Below are 19,762 nucleotides of genomic sequence, written 5' to 3'. Positions count from 1 at the left end.
AACGAGACGGTCCGCTAGTTCGTCCCAAATTCACGGAGTACGATGATACGCAACGCGCCGATTTCCCCCAACACACTTCTACACCATGCGCCACTTCACACCGTTCACACTGCTGTTGGGTATCGGCTTGGTTTGCGGGTGCGGCAAAAAAGCCCCTGCGCCAGCACCAGACGAAGGCGACAAAACCAGCGACAAGGCCAAAGGCAGCTCTCCCCCGCCTGTAGAGGAAACCACTGCCTGGCGCAACAAGCAACTCGCGGCTCTGAAAGTCAGTCAGGACGCGCCGCGGCGCTCAGCGATCGACGAACTATCCTACCTCGTTCTCGAAGATCCGGCAGCCGGACCCGCGCTGATAGAGATGCTGAAAGAGAAAGGAACCAGCGGATCGGGTCACACGCGCGCGAACCAAATCAACAGCACGCGCGAAGCCGCCGCGATCGCGTTGCTGAAGGCCGGTCCGAAAGGCGAAGCGCTGCTCAAAGAGAAGGGGTTGGCAATTCTGCGCGAGGGGCTAACCGACCCTTCACCGTCCATCCGTGAACACAGCGCGTACACCATCGGTCAACTCGGCCCCATCACCAAGCCACTCGCGCCCGACCTCCAAAAGCTGTGCAACGACAAGGACGCGAACGTGCGCGGGGCCGCGTTCGATACGCTGCGCGTCACAGGGGTCGCCGATCCCGTTGCCCTTGTGAAGCTCTTGAAGCACGAAAACGACGACGTGAAGCGCCTCGCCGCAGAATTAATCCCGTCCATTACTGATGTGCCCGAAGGAGCGGTTGAGCCACTCGCAGAAGCTCTCACCAGCGATAACGCCAACATCCAAACCGCGGTCGCAACCGGCCTTGCCACAGCCGGGCCGAAAGCCGCTCCCGCGGTTCCGCGCCTCATCGAAGCGATCACGAAATATTACCCCAAGGAGTACGACCCAAAAACTCGGCGCCTCACGAGTGTGGACGCCGCGCTCTGGCTCGCACTCACGCGCATTGGTGAAGCCGCGGTCGCTCCCACCGCGAAGTTACTCGAACACACCAACATGATGGTCCGGTCGTTGGCCGCGCGCACGCTCGGCGAAATCGGGGCACCGGCGAAGTCTGCCAAAGACGCACTCAAAAAGGCACTCACGGACCGAACGATCAACGTTTCGGGCGAAGCCGCAGTCGCGCTCTGTCGTCTCGGCGAATCGCAAAACGATGCGGCCGCCCTCATCAAACAGGCCATCGAAGTACCGACCGAAGGCGTTGCAGCATTCGCGATCGACGCGATCCCACGAATGGGCGAACCCGGCAAGCCGCTGATTCCACTCGCACTCGCGAAAATTACGGACCCGAACCCGTTCACGCGGTTCGCGGTGGTGTCGTTAATCGGAAAACTTCCGCCCGAGGAAGCCAGTAAGTACACGGCCGCTGTGGGTAAACTCGCGACCGACGAAGAGGCGGACATTCGCCGACTCGTGGCCCGCACACTCGAACAGCTCGGAGCAGGCTCTTCCCCCGCTGCCGACGCGCTCGGAAAGGCGATCGCAACGGAAAAAGAACCCGATATCCGCGACCAGTTCATTGAAGCGCTAATCGCAATGCGTGCGGGAGCCAAGCCCGCACTCCCGGCCCTGCTCCCCCTTATGGCAGACAAAGGGCTCCCCGCATCTCTCCGCGTGAAGGTGGTTGCAGCCGTTGCGGTTGCCGATCCCGCTTCACCCGAAGTAGCTGCTGCTCTCGTTAAAGCTGCTTCAGATGATGAAGGCGCGATCCGAGCCGCATCAGCAACCGCGATGGGACAAATCGATCCCCTTCCGCCGAACGCTCTCAGTGCCCTCGTGAAGATGGCCAAGTCCGACCCGAAAAACGATCCGCGGATGGCGGCGGTCCGCGCAATGGCCGCCGCCGGTCCGCGAGCGCAAGTCACACGCGGCGAACTCGAAACGATGTCCAATAGTCCACAACCCGGCTTGGCGATCTGGGCTAAAGTCGCTCTCGCGGCTGTTAATGGAGATGTCAGTAAGTCGGCTTCACTCGTCCGAACCGGGCTAACAGACCGCAACCCGGCCGTCAGAGCCAGCGCCGCGGAAGCGTTGATTGTCATCGGCCCCAAATCCGACGACTTACCCGCGTTGCTCAAGCTGTTCCGAGACGCTGGCAGCACAACACGAATCGCAGCCGCAACCGCAGCGGGGCACCTCGGCGCCGCCGCAAAGGACGCTGTTCCACTACTCGTGCGTCAACTCGATGACCGCGAAGCCGAAGTGCGTCTCGCCGCGGCCGAAGCCCTCGGACGCATTGGCCCGGCCTCCCTCCCGGCCGTTACGAAACTGAAAGAACTACTGTCTGATCCGCTTGTAAAGGCAGCCGCCCAACGAGCTTTGGACAAGATTGGGGCAAAGTGAGGATTAGAAACAGGCAGAGAAAGAGCTGCGGATAACGCAGATCACGCGGATCAGACAGTGAGTGTACTTTTAGCCCCGATAGGGGCGACAGCGAGTAGCCAGGGGTGAAGCGCCAGCGCAACCCCTGGCGGACTTCCCGCGCAACCCCTGGCAGACTGCCACACGTGAGCAGAAGCTACTTCTGGTCCACAGCGATCTGATCGACGACTTGCTTCACGGCGTCATAAGCACTCGCAGCCATTCCGGTGTACTGGCGCCGGGCGCCTTCCGCACTGATTGGCACCGACACGCGACAGACGTACTTCCCGTCTTCGCGTTCGAGGGCGTAGTCCTCGCGCTTCACACCCAATTTCTCAAGCCGCTCGACCAGAACCGAAACGTTATCCGTCGCGCTGGGAGCGCCTTCGAGGATCACACCACCGGCCGGTTGAAGTTTGACACCAGGCGACTCGATCTTCAACTCCTCGCCGTCCCTGATGCGACCGGCGAGAGAAGCCGGTGTGCTCGTTCGATTCGGAATGTACGTTCCCTTAAACCGCTCCGGGTCGTCGTTGTAGCCCACCTTGTCGTTGCGCCCGCCGGTCGGACTCGTCAACGGATCGGGTTTCCCTTTGGAACCGATCCCCCAATTGGCATCGGGCAGCGGTAAATCCTGCTTCGGGATGGACACGAGCGGGTCGCCCTTGCGCCGGCCCACTCCCGAGCCGCCGCCCCGCTCTTCCTTGTCTGTTTTGCAGCCCGCGAGCGCGAGCAGACCGACCACACCCAAGACGTAAACCTTGAGGCGAACGGGGAAACGGACTGAAAGTGTGTTAGCCGTCATCTTGACCCGCCTCCAGAGGCGGCTACATCAGCACAGAGTTCCGGCGATCCACCACGTTTACTCTCCCCCACCGTGTGTCCCCCGTCTACGTCGGTGGGACCAAAACCGGCCACCGGGAAGTCATCTAGGGTCGGCCGGTGACCAGTGGGCAGACTTTGCGGGCTGAATATCCAACACGTGGGACGGGTGCAATGGCGGTTCACAAGATCGCGGTAATCGGCGGCGACGGGATCGGGCCGGAGGTCATCGACCAGGCCGTGCGCGCGGCGGAAGTCGCGGCGCGGAAACACGATGGCGCCGAACTCAAGTGGAACCACCTCCCCTGGAGCACCGCCTACTACAAGCAGCACGGGCGAATGCTGCCCGAAGACGGCTGGGAACAACTTAAACCCCACGACGCCATCCTCTTCGGTGCGGTCGGTGACCCGTCCGTTCCGGACAAGATCACCGTTCACGAACTGCTCCTTCCGATGCGCCGGAAGTTCGACCAGTACGTGAACTTACGCCCGGCGTACCTTTTTGCCGGCGTGCCGTGCCCGCTCGTGGGGAAGAAGCCGGGCGAAATCGACATGCTCGTGTACCGTGAGAACACGGAAGGCGAGTACGCTCCCGTCGGCGGGAACCTGTACCCGGGCACCGAGAATCAGATCGCGATCCAAACCGGTGTATTCACCTGGAAGGGCTGCGAGCGCATCCTCCGGGCCGCGTTCGAGGCGGCTCAAAAGCGCCCGCGGAAGAAACTCACCAGCATCACCAAGTCGAACGCTCAAGTGTACGGTCTGGGCCTCTGGGACGACGTGTTCAACGCGGTGCGCAAGGACTACCCGGACGTTGACAGCAGCTCGCTGCTCGTGGACGCTGCCGCGATGGATTTCGTGCGGAAGCCGGAAGTGTTCGACGTGGTGGTCGCGAGCAACCTGTTCGGGGACATCCTCACCGACCTGAGCGCCGCGGTGACGGGGAGTATCGGGCTGGCGAGTTCCGCGAATATTAACCCGACGAAGAAGTTCCCGAGCATGTTCGAGCCGGTTCACGGCAGCGCCCCGGACATCGCCGGTCAGGGCAAGGCGAACCCGCTCGCCGCGGTGCTGTCGGCAGCGCTAATGCTCGACCACCTCGATCTCGCCAAGAGCGCCGCGGCCGTGCGCAAAGCGGTCTCAACAGTTCTCGCCGAGGGGCGTGTGAAAACCCCGGACCTCGCCGGAACTCACACGACTACTGACATGGGCAACGCGGTGGTTGAAGCGATAGGATAAACAGAATTTCTACAACGATTGCGGGGAAGCGCGAGTACCCCGCGTTGATCGATGTTAGCCGGGGCTTCGCAATTTCGCTTGGAAAACGCGGATTACGAGCCACCAATCCCGAAATGTTAGCAAATGTTAGCCGCGCTCCCTTGAGTAACGAGAAGAGCGCGGCGAGAATTTCTCTCGCGTCGAATCAAATAACAAGCAAATAATTAGAAAAACAGCCGGAGTCAGAATGCCCACCGGGCCTCAGATCATCCTGACGCTGAAGGTGCTCGTCGTCACGGTGACGGTACTCTTGGTCGCATCGCTCGTGGCACTGGCACTGAAGCGCCCGCGGTTGCACGGGCACATCAACACCGCGTTCTTCGTACTGACGATGGCAACGGTCGTGGGGTTCGAGACGCTGTTGCAGTGGGTGGACGTGTCGGCCGCGTTCGACCCGGCCGCGCGCCAGGCTCTTTACACGCACCTGTGGTTCTCGGTGCCGTCCGCGCTGCTCTTGCCCGCAATGATCCTGACTGGCAAGCTGCGCCGGAAACAGCTACACCTCGCACTGGCCTTGGTGTTCTCACTACTGTGGACCGGTACCGTCGTGACCGGCCTCGGGCTCCCGAACTGACGCCTCACATGGCACAACCCGACGACGCCTCCACTCCCGACGACCCGCTCGGACTCGGCCAAGCGGCTGCGTCGCAACTCGGCGGCGAGTGGCAACTGGACGCCGTCGACGACACACTGTTTACCGAAGAAGTTCCACCACTCGTCGAAGAACCCAAAGAAGTCCCACCACCGGTCAGCAAAAGCCAACCGAGTAATCAGGGACTCGGCTTACCCAAAACCGTACCCGTCGCAGAACTTCCGCCGTCTCTCGAACAACTCGTAGAAGCAATGTTGTTCGTCGGCGGTCCTCCGCTTACCGCGACGGTAGCAGGCTCCGTAGTTCGCGGGCTAACCACAGAACGCTTCCTTGATGCGGTTAGCGTGCTCAACAAGCGCTACCGCAATCAGAACCGACCCTATGCGATCGAAGCGCGCGACGACGGATTCGTGCTCGCTGTGCGCCCCGCCTACCGGAACCTGCGCGAGCGCCTGTTCGCGGGACCGCGTGAAGCACGCCTGAGTCAACCAGCCCTGGATGTGCTGTCGGTGGTTGCGTACCGGCAGCCGGTGGGCAAAGCCGAAGTGGACGCGGTCCGCGGAACGGACTCGGGTGCTGTACTTCGACAACTGGTACGACTCGGACTCATCGCGGTCCAGCACCGCGCCGATGCCGCTACGCGCGAAGTGCGTTACGGCACTACCCAGCGGTTCCTCGAAGTGTTCGGACTCGCGTCCCTCGACGAACTCCCGCGCCTCGGCGACGCTTCACAAGTGTGACCGGAGACAGAATTGGAACGCCCCCGCAGTTTTCGATCCTGGATCTGGCCACCACCACCCATCGCGAGCCGGTTGTGGCTGGCAATGGCTGTCTCCACCGCCTACGCCGCTGGCGTGTGGGCCGTCCACCCGAACGAAGTGACCGTGCTACCGGCGTGGACCACGCAGCTCGCGGTCGTGAACACCGCGATCCTCAGCTTGCTCATCAGCTTCCGGACGAAAGTCGCATACGACCGCTGGTGGGAGGGTCGGATGCTGTGGGGGCAGCTTGTCAACAACTTGCGTAACCTGTGTCTGAAGGCCCGGGAACTCGCAGAACCCGACGCGGTCGAACGGCGCATGTTCGCGGCCCTCATCACTGCGTTCCCGGTCGCACTCACGCGCCACTTGCGCGGATCGGTTCAGTTGAACGAAGTCCCGAACTTTGAGAAAGACCCCGCGACCCCCGCTCACGTGCCGGCCTACATCGCAGGGAAAGTGATCGCGGTCATCACGGCGTGGCGCGCGGCCGACCGAATCGACGGGCATGCGCACCAGATTCTCGACACACACACTTCGACGTTCATGGACGTGTGCGGCGCGTGCGAGCGCATCCGCAACACGCCGCTGCCGACCTCGTACCTGTCACTGCTCCGACACGGACTCGTGTTCGGCTTCCTGATCGCGCCCTGGGCAGTTGTGGAAACCATCGGACTGTGGATTCTGCCCGTTCAGGCCATCGTGGTGTACTTCATGTTCGGCATCGAACTGACGGCCGAAGCCGTCGAGCAACCCTTCGGCGCAGACGGCGACGACCTACCACTCGAAACGTACTGCGAAACGATCCGGCGCAGCGCGGAAGACATCCTCACGTCGTCGTGACGGTCACTTCACCTTCTCCGCGAACACGATCTTCCGCGTGCCGCGGTCGATGCCAACGAGCCCGCCGGTCTTCGGATCGGCGGCGATCCCCTGCCCCGGGAACGGGCACTGGAGTGCTTCCACGAACTCCAGTTCCTTACCCTCTTTCGGCACCTTCAGCCGGTACAGCACCTTGTAATGGTGGTGGCTCACGAGGAGCGAGTCACCGTCCCAAATGCCGCCGGACGCACTCATTTTGTCCCAGTCGTCAACGACCTTCTTGGGGAAGGTCCAGCGCTGCACCTCTTTGAACTCGTCGGTCATTTTGATGAGCATCGTCTTCGCGTTGTCCTCCTGGTAGTGCGCGAAGCAGCACCACCAGTTCTTGCCGTCGTGGATGTTCCACACGAGGCTACCGGGCGGGTCTTTGAAATCGTGAAACACGGAGAGCTTGTTCGTCTCCGGATCGTACACACGGATCTCGCTCGTCTCCGGCTTCTTCGGGTAGTTCGAGTGCGCGCAGTAGATTTTCCCCTTCCACACGAACGCGCTGTTGAGGTGCTCCGCTTTTTCCTGACTCGTCGCGAGGATCTTCCCCGTCGCGCGGTCGTACACCGCGACCGTCGTACTCGACACCGCGAACAGGTGCTTCTCCGTCGCGGCCGCGGCTTGCGTCGCGTGCTCGGACTTCAGCCCCTCGCCGACCGCCTTCCAGCCCGGTTCCAGAGTGAGCTTCGACCCGCCCTCCGCGAAGAAGGCTGTCAAGAGCAACAGCGAGAACATGGGTGGTCTCCGAAAACTGGGGTTTACCGGTTCCGAAGAGAAGCTATGAACCCGCCCACGAAGCCGGAAAGGATTTCGGTTTCGAGCAAGGATGCTGTTTCATGCGCAAGGCAGCGCTCTGGGCCGGAGTGCCCGCGGTCGCGGCGGTAACGGGCGTGGTCCTATGGTTCACGCTCGTTCCCGGCCGCTCCGGTGCCGGGTGAACACCCACGGGCTGCGGCCCCATCGGTGGTTCACCGATCACGTTCGAGCCATACGGCGGTTACGGGTTCAGCCCTCCGCCGCCCCAACCGTACTTCGCACCACAACCCCAGCGTCAACCCACTCGGCCAGTCGCAGTCCGACCGCAACCGAAGCCGGTGGAAGTACCTCGAACCGAACCCGTGCGCTCGGTCGTTGTGCCCGCGCCGGAGGAGCTCGGTATCCGCTTGCCCGATGCACCGGTTGTGGTCCCGGCGCCAAAAGAATTGGGAATCGATTTGGACTAACTCGGCGAACGGCCAACCAACTGGCCGTTCACTTCACCAACTCAAGTACCGCCCACAGCGACGGGTCTTCGCCGAACGGGAAATCCCACCCGACACTGAGGAACTGATCGCCAATTTCCTGGTCACGAACGCAGTAATAGACACCGAGCCGGGGGTGTTCCTGCGGGTCGAAGCCGTTGAGTGCTGCGGCCGGTAAGAACGCTTCGAGCCGGTACCCGCCGCGCACGCGATGCGAGCGAAACGGGACGTCCGCGAGGCTCGCCATCGGTGCGTCTTGTAGTGCGCGGTTGATCTTCGACTGTGTGATAAACGGCTCGTCCTTGTCCACTCCGCCGCCAACCGGGAAGAACGAGAACTGGTGACAGTACCGGCTCCCGCGGTGGCTGGCGCGGGCGTCGCGTGTGTCGATCCACAACCGCAGGCCGTCGGACCCGCTCGGCTTGTCCGAATCCCCCACCGCGGGTTGCGACTTCCCCTTCACTTCTACCTGAACCGCCAAGCCGAAGTCGTTCCACCCGAGACGCACGTCCGCGAAGTTCTCCTTTTCGTCGAGCGCCGCGAAGTTATCGATCCGCGCACTTTCGGGCAGCTCTACGAGGTGCTCGTCGTCATCGGTGTCGCGCGGCGCGTCCTTCACGAGCGGACACGGGTGACTCACCCGAACGAGAAACCGGTTCGGTACGATCGGCGGCATGAGTTGGTTCCTTCCCCATAAACGGGACTCGGTTACGATACCCCAATCATGAACACGCGACCACACCGAGTGACGATGAGGGCGGGCACGAACGACAAGAGGTGGCGAAGTGAACCAACGAAGTGAGAGCGCTAATCGGCCCAATTCTCGAGCTTCAAACCGGGAACACTCGCATAGTCCTTGATGTTCCGCGTAACGAGTGTGGCACCGGTCGCGAGTGCAATAGCCGCTTGAAGTGTATCACCCGGACCAATTTTCTTGAGCTTCTTGTTCGCGCGAAGTTGCACAAACTGTTCGGCAGCGGATTCACTGATCTGAACGATTCGGTAGGCCCCAATGAACTCTTCAGAAGTCGCTAAACCGAGACAGGCGCGAAGCAGTTCCTCGGCGCTCGCGGCTTTAATGACCGCGTCGATCCGGCCGCGCAGCATTTCCAACCGGGTTATCAACGTGAGGGCGACTAACTCTGGATCGGTCGCTGCGAGTCGTGCGGACACCCGCTCGTGTTCGCGCATCGCAAGTGTGGCAATGTCCGAATCGAGCAGGAACATATTTCGCTACGCCCCCGCGCTGTCAGCTTTGCGAGCGGCGTACATCTTTGCAATGAATGCTTCTGCTTCTTCCGGTGTCTCTTTAAAGCCGGATCGCTGGTTAATTTCCCGGATGCGCTCCACCAACTCGGCCCCGGTTTTGGGACGATTCGACGGTAGTTCTGGCTGACTCAGCCAAGCCACCAGCGCCGCTTTGTTGAACCGCCATTCACCGGCAACGAACCGAGCCGGCACGCGCCCCGCGATCGTATCAGCCTTCAACCCACTTTCAGAAACGCGCAACCACATTGCAGCTTCCGCCAGAGTCATCACCTCGGACGTTACGGCCACAGCCCCGTTCACATCTGGCGCCGACTTGATAGCGGGTGGCTTTGGCTTCTTGGAAGTTCTCGTCGACATACTTCAGTCCCCCGCGGGTTGGACGGGTGCTGTTGCGGGCGGGTTCAGGAGGCTGCGTGCCAGCACTTCCTTCGCCTTATCGAACTCCGGCTGCCACGTGATCTCCGGCTGACCGGTCTTCATGCAGTCGCGGACCTTCTCCAGCGTGTTCAGCGCCATGTGCGGACACTTGTTGCACGAGCACGTGATTCCCGGCACACCGAGGTACGTGTGCTGCGGGTACCGCCGTTGCAGTTCCCACATCATGTTCGCTTCGGTCGCGACCAGGAACTCTGTGGATTCCTTGAACGTCGCCACGTGCTTAATCATCGCCTCCGTTCCGCCGGCGAAGTCCGCGAGGTCGAGGATGTTTTTCGGGCACTCGGGGTGCGCGATCGTGATCGCCTTTGGGTGCTCGCGTTTCTGCTTCAGCAAGTCGTGGATGCTGAAGATCTCGTGGACCATACATGACCCGTCCCAAAGGATCATGTCCCGGCCAGTGATTTCCGCCATGTAGCGCCCGAGGTGCTTGTCGGGTACGAACAGGATCTCGTAGCCCTGCGGCACCTTGTTCCGCACCACGTCTTCCGCGTTCCCGCTCGTCACCACCCAGTCCGAGAGCGCCTTCACCTTCGCGGACGAGTTGATGTAACACACGGTCTGGAACTTACGACCGTTCTCGCGAAGCCGCTCCTGGTAGCGCTCCAGTTTGTCCGCCGGGCACGCATCGACAAGGCTGCACCCGGCCCGAAGATCGGGCAACAGCACCTTCTTCGACGGGTTCAGCATCTTGGCGGTTTCGGCCATGAACAGCACACCGCAGAACACGATCACCGGCGAATCGACCTTCGTGGCCTCACGTGCGAGCTTCAGGCTGTCGCCCGTTACGTCGGCGAGCGCCTGAATTTCGCCTTCCTGGTAATAGTGGGCCAGGATCGTGGCACCGAGCTTCTTTTTGAGATCGAGGATTTCGGCAGAAACGTCGTCGAGAATGGAATCGGCCGCGAAACCCGATTTTGCAGGGGACTGTTCGCGAGATTGAATAGCCGGCATCTGAGGCTCCTTGTTTTTACTGTGGCGGAGGGCCAACCCACTGAACTCAGTTTGGTATACCCCCATGATACGCACGCCCGACACAGAAACGACGGGAAATTACTGCTCCGTCCGTTGGCAGGAGGCGCGCGCACGGGTTATTCTGATACCAACTTCGCCCCGCAATGAGCCATGTCCGAGCCAACGCTGACGCATCCCCCCGACCCGGACCCGAACCACCCCACCGCGACAATCGCGCCTGGGGACATCGCTGCTATCAATAACAGCCCGCCCGAATCCCCCCCCGGCTACGAGTTGCACGCGCTCATCGGGAGCGGGGGAATGGGTGCGGTCTATCGCGCACGCGACCTCGAACTGATGCGCGAAGTCGCGATCAAAATCCTCCTGCCGCAATACACCCCCGATTCCGCGACCGCGCGCCGATTCGTGGACGAAGCCCACATCACCGGGCGCCTCCAGCACCCCAGCATTCCGGCCGTCTATCGCGTGGGCGCCCTCGCAGACGGGCGCCCGTTCCTGGCGATGAAACTCATCGACGGCCAAACACTAGAGGAAATGCTCCAGGAACGGGCCAAACCCAAAGCCAAAAATGACCAGCGCCTGACCGCGTTCGAGCAAATCATGCACGAGCGCCTCGACCGGCTAGAAGCGGTACTCCAGAGCGGTCGCTTTTTGGCGATCTTCGAGCAAGTCGCTCAGGCCGTCGGATACGCGCACCAACAGAACGTGATTCACCGCGACCTGAAGCCGTCGAACATCATGGTCGGGGCGTTCGGCGAAGTGCAGGTCATGGATTGGGGCATCGCCCGCTCCAGTGATCGGCGCCCGGACGCATTCAGTAGCGATGACAAAGAAGTTGACAGCACCGCAGATTACTCTCCCTCCCCGTTCCGAACCCCGCACTCCGACCTCACACAAGCCGGCGCGATTCTGGGCACCCCTGCGTTCATGCCGCCCGAACAAGCGATCGGCGCGATCGACCAAATCGGCAAGCGCTCAGACGTGTTCGGCCTCGGAGCGATTCTCTGCGTGATCCTGACCGACCAACCGCCGTTCCTCGCGGAAACTGCCGAATCCGCGCGGCAAATTGCGGCTCGCGGAAAACTCGAAGAGGCCTTCGCGCGACTCGATTCCTGCGAAGCCGAACCGGAGCTAATTGCCCTCACGAAACGGTGCCTCAGCCCGGAAGTGATGGATCGCCCCGCGGACGCCGGGGAAGTAGCGAGTGCGGTCGCGGTTCTCCGTGCGGACGCCGAGCGCCGCGCCCGGCAAGCCGAACTGGAGTGCGCGACCACCGCAATCAAAATGACCGAGGAGCGCAAGCGTCGGCGCGTTCAGCGTGCGCTCGCCCTGTCGATGCTGGTGCTCCTCGCGGTCGTCGGGTACGCGGTCCGTTACATCGATAACGAGCAAACGCAACACCGACTGGACCAGGAAGCGCAACAACGGCACGCGGAAGCGGATCAAAAAGAGAGCGCCGCCGCTCTGAGAATGCGCCAACTGATGACTGAGCGCGATGTCAGGGCGGCACTTAACGAAGCTCAGGTGCTACGCGCACAAGGATCGAAACAAATCGACGACCCGGAACGCTGGGCCTTCACGCTCGGAGCCGCGCGTTCCGCTCTCAAACGCGCGGAAGTGGCGCTGAGTTCCGGGGAACCAACTGACGAATTGCGTGCCCGCGTTTGGACCGCGCTAACTGATCTCGACCGCGATGACCGGAACCGCGCGTTGGTCGCCGAACTCGATCGCATCGGAGAGGAAAACGACATTCGATTTCTGATCCCGATCCCGATCAACCGCAAGCCGTCCGAGCGCTACGCGGCCGCGTTCCGAACACACGGAATCGACCTAGTCGACGTACCAACATCACAAGCCACAGAGTGGCTAAAAGAGCACCCGTTTCGAGCCCGATTAACGGCCGCCGTCCGCAACTGGTCCCACGCCCTTTCGCCTCACGAAATAGCCCCTGAACTCGTTCAACCCGAAATGGCACGGAGTGTGGCTGCGGTTGGTGGGCAAATGGCCGCGATCGCCGTGCTGCGGCACCAGTCCCGGCGCGATCGACTCAACACCATTTTGGATGTGGTTACCGACGATCCGTTCGTTCGCGAGTGGTGGGGGGCCGTCCACCGGCACGACTCAGCGACTCTCAAACAGCTCCTCACGAGGCCAGAAATTGGGCGTATGTCGTCCCACGAATTGTCGTCCCTTGCGGACGGATTGGCCGACCTGCGATTTGAGAACCAAGAAATACTGGCCGACCTCCTCCGCGCGACCTACCACCGGTTTCCGGGTGAGTTTTGGGTCAATTTTCGGCTCGCATCACTAGAATCGAACTCCAAAAATCCCAAGAACGACGCCCTGAGATATTTGAGCGCCGCCGTTGCCGCGCGACCCAAAAGTGCGATCGCCCTGGTCGCGCTCGGGGCCGGTTTATTGGAGCGACACGACCACGACCCCACCGGCCTTCGACTGGTCCACAGCGCTGCCGAACTCGACCCGACCTCGCCGTGGCCCTACTTCTTGCTCGGCATGCGCGCGGTGGATAGCGAAAACTTCACCGACGCCTTCCAAGCCTTCGAGCGGCTCGCTCGACTCGATCCGGACACAGGGTTCTTCCTGATCCACTCCGCCTTCATCTCCAACCACCGTCCCCGATCTCGAACAACCGGCAAGGGGCCGTCCGAATCCGAAATCGCGCGGTTCATCGACACACTGATTGTCGCGTGCCCCGACCACCCGGGCGGGTACGACTTGCGTGCGGAATCACGACTCAAAAAGGACAACGGCCGCGGTGCGCTCGCGGACTACCGCAAGGCCAAGAATCTTATGTAACCCGATTACGCCCGGCGCGTTTTCGTCGAAATGCAAATCGAAACACTCGAACCAATGGAGTTATGGGAAAAGAGACTGCCTCAAGTTCTGAGTGGCAGAATTCACCCGACCACGCCCGAACTCATCGATCTGGCCGGGTTCTGCGCGAAATTCGACCGAAAGTACGCCCTCGCGACTCGATTCGCGACCGAAGCGATGACGGATAACCCCGGACTTTACACGCACTGGAGCAAAGTCTGCGAGTTCGCGGGATGGGCCGTTCAAGCCGCGGCCGGCAACGGAACCGATGCCGCCCAACTCTCTCCGACAGAGCGCACCCGGCTCCGCCGGCAAGCTCTCACGTGGTTACGCGAAGTTGTAACTCGCAAGGCAAAAGACAAGGACTTCCCGTTGGGCATTTACCTGAACAGCCTCTCCGATTTGGCCCCGGTACGCGACGCGCGCGAGTTAGCCAAACTGCCGCTCGATGAGTGTGCGGAGTGGGAAAAACTCTGGGACGACACCCGACCTGCGGGAACGCCGCAAAAGCCCAAGTAACTCCAGGCGCATTTACGTGCCGGAGCACTTGTAAAATTTTGTCCACTAGTATACAATCTGGCGTGCGATTCAAGCTGAGAGTCGAAGTGTGCCTCTCGTTCCAAACAACAAGGGCCACATTGATCGAATAAGAACCCTCGTTCATCCCAATTGTTAGCAGTCGTTAGCATCGGGCACGGGACAGCATGGATGAGTATTCATGCCGAAGGTCTTGAAATATCAGCAGTTAGTTCGTGTCTTGACGAGTAATTCGCCGGACGCGCCTCGCCCGGGGCCAAAAGGTTAGCAATTGTTACCCGGCCGATCATGCGGCGCGAATCGGCTCCGGATCTTGGCGCGGCCGCTACGATCACATGACCGCTCCGCCAACGGCGGGTATCATGTCGGCGGCACATTCACCCGGAGTTTCTCGCTATGCCCCCCGCGATCGAATACGACCTCATCGTGATCGGCGCCGGCCCGGGCGGGGTCGCAGCCGCCGACACCGCCGCCCTGCTCGGCAAGCGCGTGGCCATCGTCGAACGAAACGCGGCCGTCGGCGGCGCGGCCGTCAACACCGGCACCATTCCGAGTAAGACGCTCCGTGAAACAGCGCTGGCCATTGCCGGTGTCAAGGCCCGCGCACTGATCGGTGTCGACGTGTCGGTCCGGCGCGAGGCCAAGATCGAAGACCTCGTGCGCCATGAGCGCGTCGTGACCGCGTCGGAAGCGCACCAGATGCGCACGCTGCTCGACCGGTACGGCGTCACCGTCCACCGGGGAACCGGGAAGTTCATTGACCCGTACACGGTCCGCGTCACACGCCCGAGCCCGATCGGTGGAACGGAGGATTTGCGCGCGAACAAGATCATCATCGCCATCGGGTCGTGCCCGATGCGCCCGGCCGTGTTCCCGTTCGAGCACCCCCGTATCCACGACTCGGACGAACTACTTTACATCACGACCATTCCGCGCTCGCTCGCGGTCATCGGCGGCGGCGTTATCGGTAGCGAGTACGCCTGCATGTTCTCGGCGCTGGGGGTTCGCGTTCACCTGATCGATGGACGCGACGTGCTACTGCCGTTCCTCGATCCGGACCTGTCGCACACCCTTGCCCAGACGATGGAGCGCCAGGGGATCGTGTTCCACTGGAAGGAACAGGTCGAATCGTGCAAGGCGCCGCGGTCCGGCGAGATCGAACTGCGCTTGAAGTCCGGGAAGGAACTCGCGGTGGGTCACGTGCTCGTGTGCGCCGGCCGCACGAGTTACGCGGACCGCTTGGCTCCCGAAACTGCGGGTTTCGGACTCACCCCGCGCGGCCTCATCCCCGTGGACGAGCACTTCCGCACCACCGTGCAGCACATCTACGCGGTCGGGGACGTGATCGGATTCCCGGCGCTGGCCAGCACGAGTTCCGAGCAGGGCCGCGTCGCCGCGTGTCACGCATTCGGATCGAACGCAAAGCAGGCACTCGCGCAGTACCTCCCCGCGGGCATTTACACGATTCCCGAAGTGAGTTCCGTCGGGCTTACCGAACAGCAAGCGCGCGAAAAGAACATCCCCATCGTGGTGGGGCGTGCCGACTACGATCAGAACCCGCGCGGCAAGATCATCGGCGACAAGACGGGGTTCTTGAAGCTCATCTTCGAGCGCGACGAGATGAAGCTGATCGGCGTTCACGTGATCGGCGAACAGGCCACGGAGCTGATCCACATCGGTCTCACGGTGATGATGACCGGAGGTGGGGCGAACCTGTTCCTGGCCACCTGCTTCAACTACCCAACGCTCGGCGACCTGTACAAGTTAGCGACGCACGACGCGATTCTGAAGCGGTCCGAGTTGCTCGGCCGGGTACAAGCCTCACTGAGCCGCTGGTAACAGGAATCGACCAGCGAACAACGCTCGATCCGCCACTAATCCGGCCCTCGTCCCGGATCGGGCGTCTGTAACGGCTCGTTTTCTTCACCTTGACCCAATTCCCAAAGGCGCCTATGTCCACCGACCGCGCCCCGGTTCACGTCAGCGTGTTACCGGCCGAAACGCTCACCCTGCTCGATCCACAAGCGGGCCAAACGTGGATTGACTGCACCGTCGGTGGGGGCGGGCATACGCGCCTGCTGGCCGAACGTGTCGGCCCGACCGGGCGCGTCATCGGGTTGGACCAAGACCCGACCATGCTCGAACTGGCCCGTTCGCGCCTGGCGGGGTTACCTGTTGAACTGGTCCATGCGAACTTCGACCAGCTCGGCGAAGTGTTGACCGCACGAGGTCTTGAGCGCGTCGACGGCGTGCTTGCGGACCTGGGCTTTAGCTCGGACCAATTGGGCGAAAAAGCACGCGGACTGAGTTTCCGCGAGGACGGGCCGCTCGACATGCGACTGGATCCGACCGCGGGCGCGACGGCGGCCGACATGGTGAACACGATGAGCGAGGCGGGGCTCGCGGACACGTTCTGGGAGTTCGGTGAAGAACGGCACAGTCGAAGGGTCGCAAAGCGCATCGTTGAGCGCCGGGCACACCAACCCTTCACTACCACCGCGGATTTCGCGAACGTCGTGCGGAGTTGCGTACCGCGATCGGGGAGCATCGATCCGGCCACGCGCGTGTTCCAGGCTCTGCGGATCGCGGTGAACGACGAACTCGGTGCGCTCGACCGCTTGCTCGCCATGTTGCCGCGTGTGGTGAAAGTCGGTGGTGCAGCAGGAATTATCAGCTTCCACTCGCTCGAAGATCGGCGCGTGAAGCAAGTGTTCCGCGAACCGACCGTGTGGCAACAAGTGACGAAAAAACCGGTCGAAGCCGGTGACGAAGAAACGGCCCGCAACCCCCGCGCACGAAGTGCCAAGTTGCGAGTCGCTCGGAGAGTCGGGGATCGATGATTTTCAGATTGGCGCCCGATGTGCTGGGTGATTCCCAATCGCCGGGTGCCAATCTCGGATCGCACATACTACGAGGTCACGGATGACCGAACCCATTGCCGTTGACGTGCCAGCCAAGCCGTCGTTTTCCCGTACCACTCCAATCCCCGCGGCGGCAGCGCCTTTGGTCGCGGCGCTCATCTCAACGACCGCTCCGAGCGCGGCTCCCAAAGCCGAAACGCCAACTCCTGCGCCTGTGCCCACACCAAACCCGGCCCCCAAAGCCGAAACTCCGGCTCCGGCATCTACTCCCGCAGCCGCACCAACGAAGGCCGAAACACCCAGCGCACCAAAAGCGGAAGCGCCTGCTCCGGCCGCGCCGAAGGCCGAAGCTCCGGCTAAACCTGCGACACCGGCGGCTCCAAGTGTGGCTGCACCGGTTCCTAACGCGCCCGCACCGACTTCACCCGCAGCAACTGCGGCAACGATCGCCGCAACTGTCGCGGCCGTGGCTGCAACCACAACCACCGGAGTGCCTCCAGAACCGCTCGCCGAGGCCGCGGTCGATGCGACTCCGACAACCATCAGCAATCTGCTCGCGCGCTTCAACAAGAAGCAACTGACGATCAGCGTGGCGGTTCTCAGCTTGTTCGCAGGCATCGGTGCAGTGAAAGTGATGTTCCCCGCGAAAGGCGCCGCAGAACCTTCAGCACCCGTTGCTGTCGCGAATGATGACAAGGCGCTCCGCAAAGAGAACACACCCTCGGCAGCAATTACTCCGCCATCCAAAACTGATTCAGAGCCGGGCGGGAGTCACTCGTCGCATGAGCTGGATTTCAAACTACCACCAGTGCAAACAGGCCCGCTTGAACCTACTCTTCCACCAGGTTTGAAATCCAGTAGCTCTGCGCTACCTCCACCAGCAGTCCTAGACCCACGACAGCCACCAACTCCACCGAAGAATGCACCTGCGCCACCTTACATAGAGCTTACCGGAGCTTCGGCGCCAGCACCCTCTGAACCAACCGCACCGCCCAGCATCCCTGCGCTTCCACCCTCAACAAACAGCGGCCCACTGCCTGTGCCGTCCGTGGCACCCGGAGGGGGGCCGATTGCGCCTCCGTTACCTGGTTCGGGTGGTGGAGCCACACCACCAGCCATTCCCACCGTGCCAAGCGCACCCGTTGCGCCAACGACACCAACCACGCCGAGTACGTCAACTCCGGTTGCCCCGCCTGTAATTCCGAGCCCCGTTCCCACCAAACCTGATGCGGCAGCCGTTCCATTGCCGGGCAGCGTCGTCCCACTATCCGGTGATTCCGTTCCCAAAGTGCCAGACACCAAATCAGCACCTAAGCCCAATGGCGGCGGAGAAGGTGGAGTGACGACCCCGCCCACTTTCCCACCACCAACGGATGCGGCTAAGAGCACACCAACCGCGCTTCCTAAGCCCCCCGAACTCGACCTTCCCGCACTTCCTGGAGTTACACCACCGACTCCAGGCGGCTCGAATACACCGACGAAACAGACCGAATCGGCGTTTCCAACAGTGGCATCTGGCTCCACCAATGCTAAAAACGGCGGTGCGCCTTCGATTCCGCAACCACCAGAAACATTAATTCCGACGCCTTCGGGATTTGGCACTCCGGCAAGTACACCCACAACACCAATGAAACCGCAAGGCAGTGTTCCTGCACCAGACTCACTGTTCCCCGGTGTCGGTCCCGAGAGCACAAAACCAATGGGCGGGATCGCTGAGCCACCAAAATTGCCGCTCTCCCCGAACACGAATCAACCCGGCGCACCTGAGTTCAAGCCGTCTGCGCCGGCACTTGAGCATCCCGGTGTGGCCATTCCCACGGTAATCAAACCCACTGCGGGCAACGAGTCGAGACCCGCCGCACCCGAGTTCGCGCCAAAGACGACCTTCGATGTGGACATCCACACGGTGATGTCCAACGAAGACTACAAGAGCATCAGCCGGGAGTTCTACAACGAAGACCGATTCGCTGCGGCCCTGAGCGCGTACAACCAGAACCGGGCCATCCGAGCCGGTGACCGCGTCGACGTGCCCCCCATTCACGTGTTGAAGCGCAAGTTCCCCCAAATGGTTGGTGGCGGTGCAGTGCAACCGGCGAGTGGGTCCAGAAGCACAGCACCTTCGCAGCCAGAATGGAACAACGCCGCACCGCGCCCGGTAACGAACGGACGCTCGGTGTTCACTGTTCCAAATGGCAACGGCATGACGCTGCAACAAATCGCGCGACAAACGATGGGCTCCGAGCAACGCTGGCGAGACATCTACGATCTGAACCGGCAAATCACGAGGCCAGACGAAGTGCAAACTCCGGGTACTGAATTGAAGCTCCCAACAGACGCACGACTTCAGTAACCATGTACCGCGTTTTCCCGCGCCCGAATGGTCCCGGCGCGGGATTCGCAGTATAGTGTCGCGAACACGGTGCCGAGGTCCGTTCCGGCCCCGGAGCACACCGATGGAGATCGCGACATGAAGCGCTTCGTTACACTGGGGGCCGTCGGGTTTCTGCTGCTCACCGTGACCGGGTGCGGCGGCCCCGACGCTCTTATGAGAGAGTTCATCGTTCATCTCAATGGGTACGCCGAAACCCTTGAGAAGAAAGAATCGCGCGACAAACAAGCCGGCGCTCTTGAGCGTGTTAAAAGCACCATCGAAAAGATTGACAAACTCAAGCTGAGCAAGGAAGAACAGGAAAAGCTGATCGCGAAGTACGACGGGGAGTTCAAGAAGGCCAAAGAGCGCGTCGAAACAGCGCAGAAAACGTACCTGATGGACGGTGGTGCTGCGACGGACTTCCCGGACCTCTTCGGCGGCTTCGTTAAGCCCAAGTAACTCGCACGAATCAACAAGCCGAAACGCACACGCGGCCGGGAAGACATCCCGGCCGCGT

17 protein-coding genes are annotated in these 19,762 nt (G+C 61.7%); 11 read left to right on the top strand and 6 right to left on the bottom strand.

What is annotated here, in order from left to right:
• Positions 1-85 precede the first annotated feature (85 nt).
• The gene (locus tag VT84_RS36890) at positions 86-2,383 is read left to right on the top strand and encodes a HEAT repeat domain-containing protein (RefSeq protein WP_052549717.1); all 2,298 of its coding nucleotides are present in this window, start codon (positions 86-88) and stop codon (positions 2,381-2,383) included.
• Positions 2,384-2,558: 175 nt separating this feature from the next.
• On the opposite strand, the gene VT84_RS36885 is transcribed toward VT84_RS36890, so the two are convergent.
• The gene (locus VT84_RS36885; protein WP_052549719.1) at positions 2,559-3,206 is read right to left on the bottom strand and encodes a hypothetical protein; all 648 of its coding nucleotides are present in this window, start codon (positions 3,204-3,206) and stop codon (positions 2,559-2,561) included.
• Positions 3,207-3,397: 191 nt separating this feature from the next.
• Between VT84_RS36885 and VT84_RS36880 the strand changes: the two genes are divergently transcribed.
• The 4 genes from VT84_RS36880 (at position 3,398) to VT84_RS36865 (ending at position 6,694) form a co-directional block, all read left to right on the top strand.
• A complete protein-coding gene (locus VT84_RS36880; protein ID WP_082843066.1) occupies positions 3,398-4,462 on the top strand; it encodes a tartrate dehydrogenase in 1,065 nt (354 codons plus the stop codon).
• Positions 4,463-4,688: 226 nt separating this feature from the next.
• On the top strand, positions 4,689-5,075 hold the full coding sequence (locus VT84_RS36875; protein ID WP_082843065.1) for a hypothetical protein: 387 nt from the start codon (positions 4,689-4,691) through the stop codon (positions 5,073-5,075).
• An 8-nt stretch (positions 5,076-5,083) separates the two neighbouring features.
• Complete coding sequence (gene scpB, locus VT84_RS36870) at positions 5,084-5,833, top strand: SMC-Scp complex subunit ScpB (protein WP_082843064.1); 750 nt, start codon at positions 5,084-5,086, stop codon at positions 5,831-5,833.
• Between the two features lie 12 nt (positions 5,834-5,845).
• The gene (locus VT84_RS36865; RefSeq protein ID WP_315850292.1) at positions 5,846-6,694 is read left to right on the top strand and encodes a bestrophin family protein; all 849 of its coding nucleotides are present in this window, start codon (positions 5,846-5,848) and stop codon (positions 6,692-6,694) included.
• A 3-nt stretch (positions 6,695-6,697) separates the two neighbouring features.
• On the opposite strand, the gene VT84_RS36860 is transcribed toward VT84_RS36865, so the two are convergent.
• The 5 genes from VT84_RS36860 to nadA form a co-directional block, all read right to left on the bottom strand.
• Positions 6,698-7,456 carry an endonuclease gene (locus VT84_RS36860; protein WP_082843062.1) on the bottom strand — a complete coding sequence of 253 codons (759 nt, stop codon included), beginning with the start codon at positions 7,454-7,456 and terminating at the stop codon, positions 6,698-6,700.
• A gap of 516 nt (positions 7,457-7,972) precedes the next feature.
• A complete protein-coding gene (locus VT84_RS36850; RefSeq protein WP_082843060.1) occupies positions 7,973-8,638 on the bottom strand; it encodes a hypothetical protein in 666 nt (221 codons plus the stop codon).
• 131 nt (positions 8,639-8,769) lie between these two features.
• Positions 8,770-9,189 carry a type II toxin-antitoxin system VapC family toxin gene (locus VT84_RS36845; protein ID WP_082843059.1) on the bottom strand — a complete coding sequence of 140 codons (420 nt, stop codon included), beginning with the start codon at positions 9,187-9,189 and terminating at the stop codon, positions 8,770-8,772.
• A gap of 6 nt (positions 9,190-9,195) precedes the next feature.
• Positions 9,196-9,588 carry a helix-turn-helix domain-containing protein gene (locus VT84_RS36840; protein WP_157470272.1) on the bottom strand — a complete coding sequence of 131 codons (393 nt, stop codon included), beginning with the start codon at positions 9,586-9,588 and terminating at the stop codon, positions 9,196-9,198.
• Positions 9,589-9,591: 3 nt separating this feature from the next.
• Entirely contained in the window at positions 9,592-10,620 is a 1,029-nt protein-coding gene (gene nadA, locus VT84_RS36835; RefSeq protein ID WP_082843057.1) for a quinolinate synthase NadA, read from the bottom strand.
• A 171-nt stretch (positions 10,621-10,791) separates the two neighbouring features.
• Between nadA and VT84_RS36830 the strand changes: the two genes are divergently transcribed.
• The 6 genes from VT84_RS36830 to VT84_RS36800 all read left to right on the top strand — a co-directional run bounded on the left by VT84_RS36830 (position 10,792) and on the right by VT84_RS36800 (position 19,704).
• Positions 10,792-13,458: a serine/threonine-protein kinase gene (locus tag VT84_RS36830; protein WP_082843056.1), complete on the top strand. Its 2,667-nt coding sequence runs from the start codon at positions 10,792-10,794 to the stop codon at positions 13,456-13,458.
• A 30-nt stretch (positions 13,459-13,488) separates the two neighbouring features.
• The gene (locus VT84_RS36825) at positions 13,489-13,995 is read left to right on the top strand and encodes a hypothetical protein (protein WP_082843055.1); all 507 of its coding nucleotides are present in this window, start codon (positions 13,489-13,491) and stop codon (positions 13,993-13,995) included.
• Between the two features lie 414 nt (positions 13,996-14,409).
• On the top strand, positions 14,410-15,852 hold the full coding sequence (gene sthA / locus VT84_RS36820; RefSeq protein ID WP_082843054.1) for a Si-specific NAD(P)(+) transhydrogenase: 1,443 nt from the start codon (positions 14,410-14,412) through the stop codon (positions 15,850-15,852).
• 113 nt (positions 15,853-15,965) lie between these two features.
• A complete protein-coding gene (rsmH, locus tag VT84_RS36815; RefSeq protein ID WP_082843053.1) occupies positions 15,966-16,853 on the top strand; it encodes a 16S rRNA (cytosine(1402)-N(4))-methyltransferase RsmH in 888 nt (295 codons plus the stop codon).
• A 1,360-nt stretch (positions 16,854-18,213) separates the two neighbouring features.
• On the top strand, positions 18,214-19,224 hold the full coding sequence (locus VT84_RS39355) for a hypothetical protein (protein WP_157470269.1): 1,011 nt from the start codon (positions 18,214-18,216) through the stop codon (positions 19,222-19,224).
• 117 nt (positions 19,225-19,341) lie between these two features.
• Entirely contained in the window at positions 19,342-19,704 is a 363-nt protein-coding gene (locus tag VT84_RS36800) for a hypothetical protein (RefSeq protein WP_082843050.1), read from the top strand.
• Positions 19,705-19,762 lie beyond the last annotated feature (58 nt).

Source organism: Gemmata sp. SH-PL17 (genome assembly GCF_001610855.1).
Taxonomy (GTDB): domain Bacteria; phylum Planctomycetota; class Planctomycetia; order Gemmatales; family Gemmataceae; genus Gemmata; species Gemmata massiliana.
Note: the sequence above shows the minus strand (reverse complement) of the source record. Positions and strands in the feature narration are given on the sequence as shown.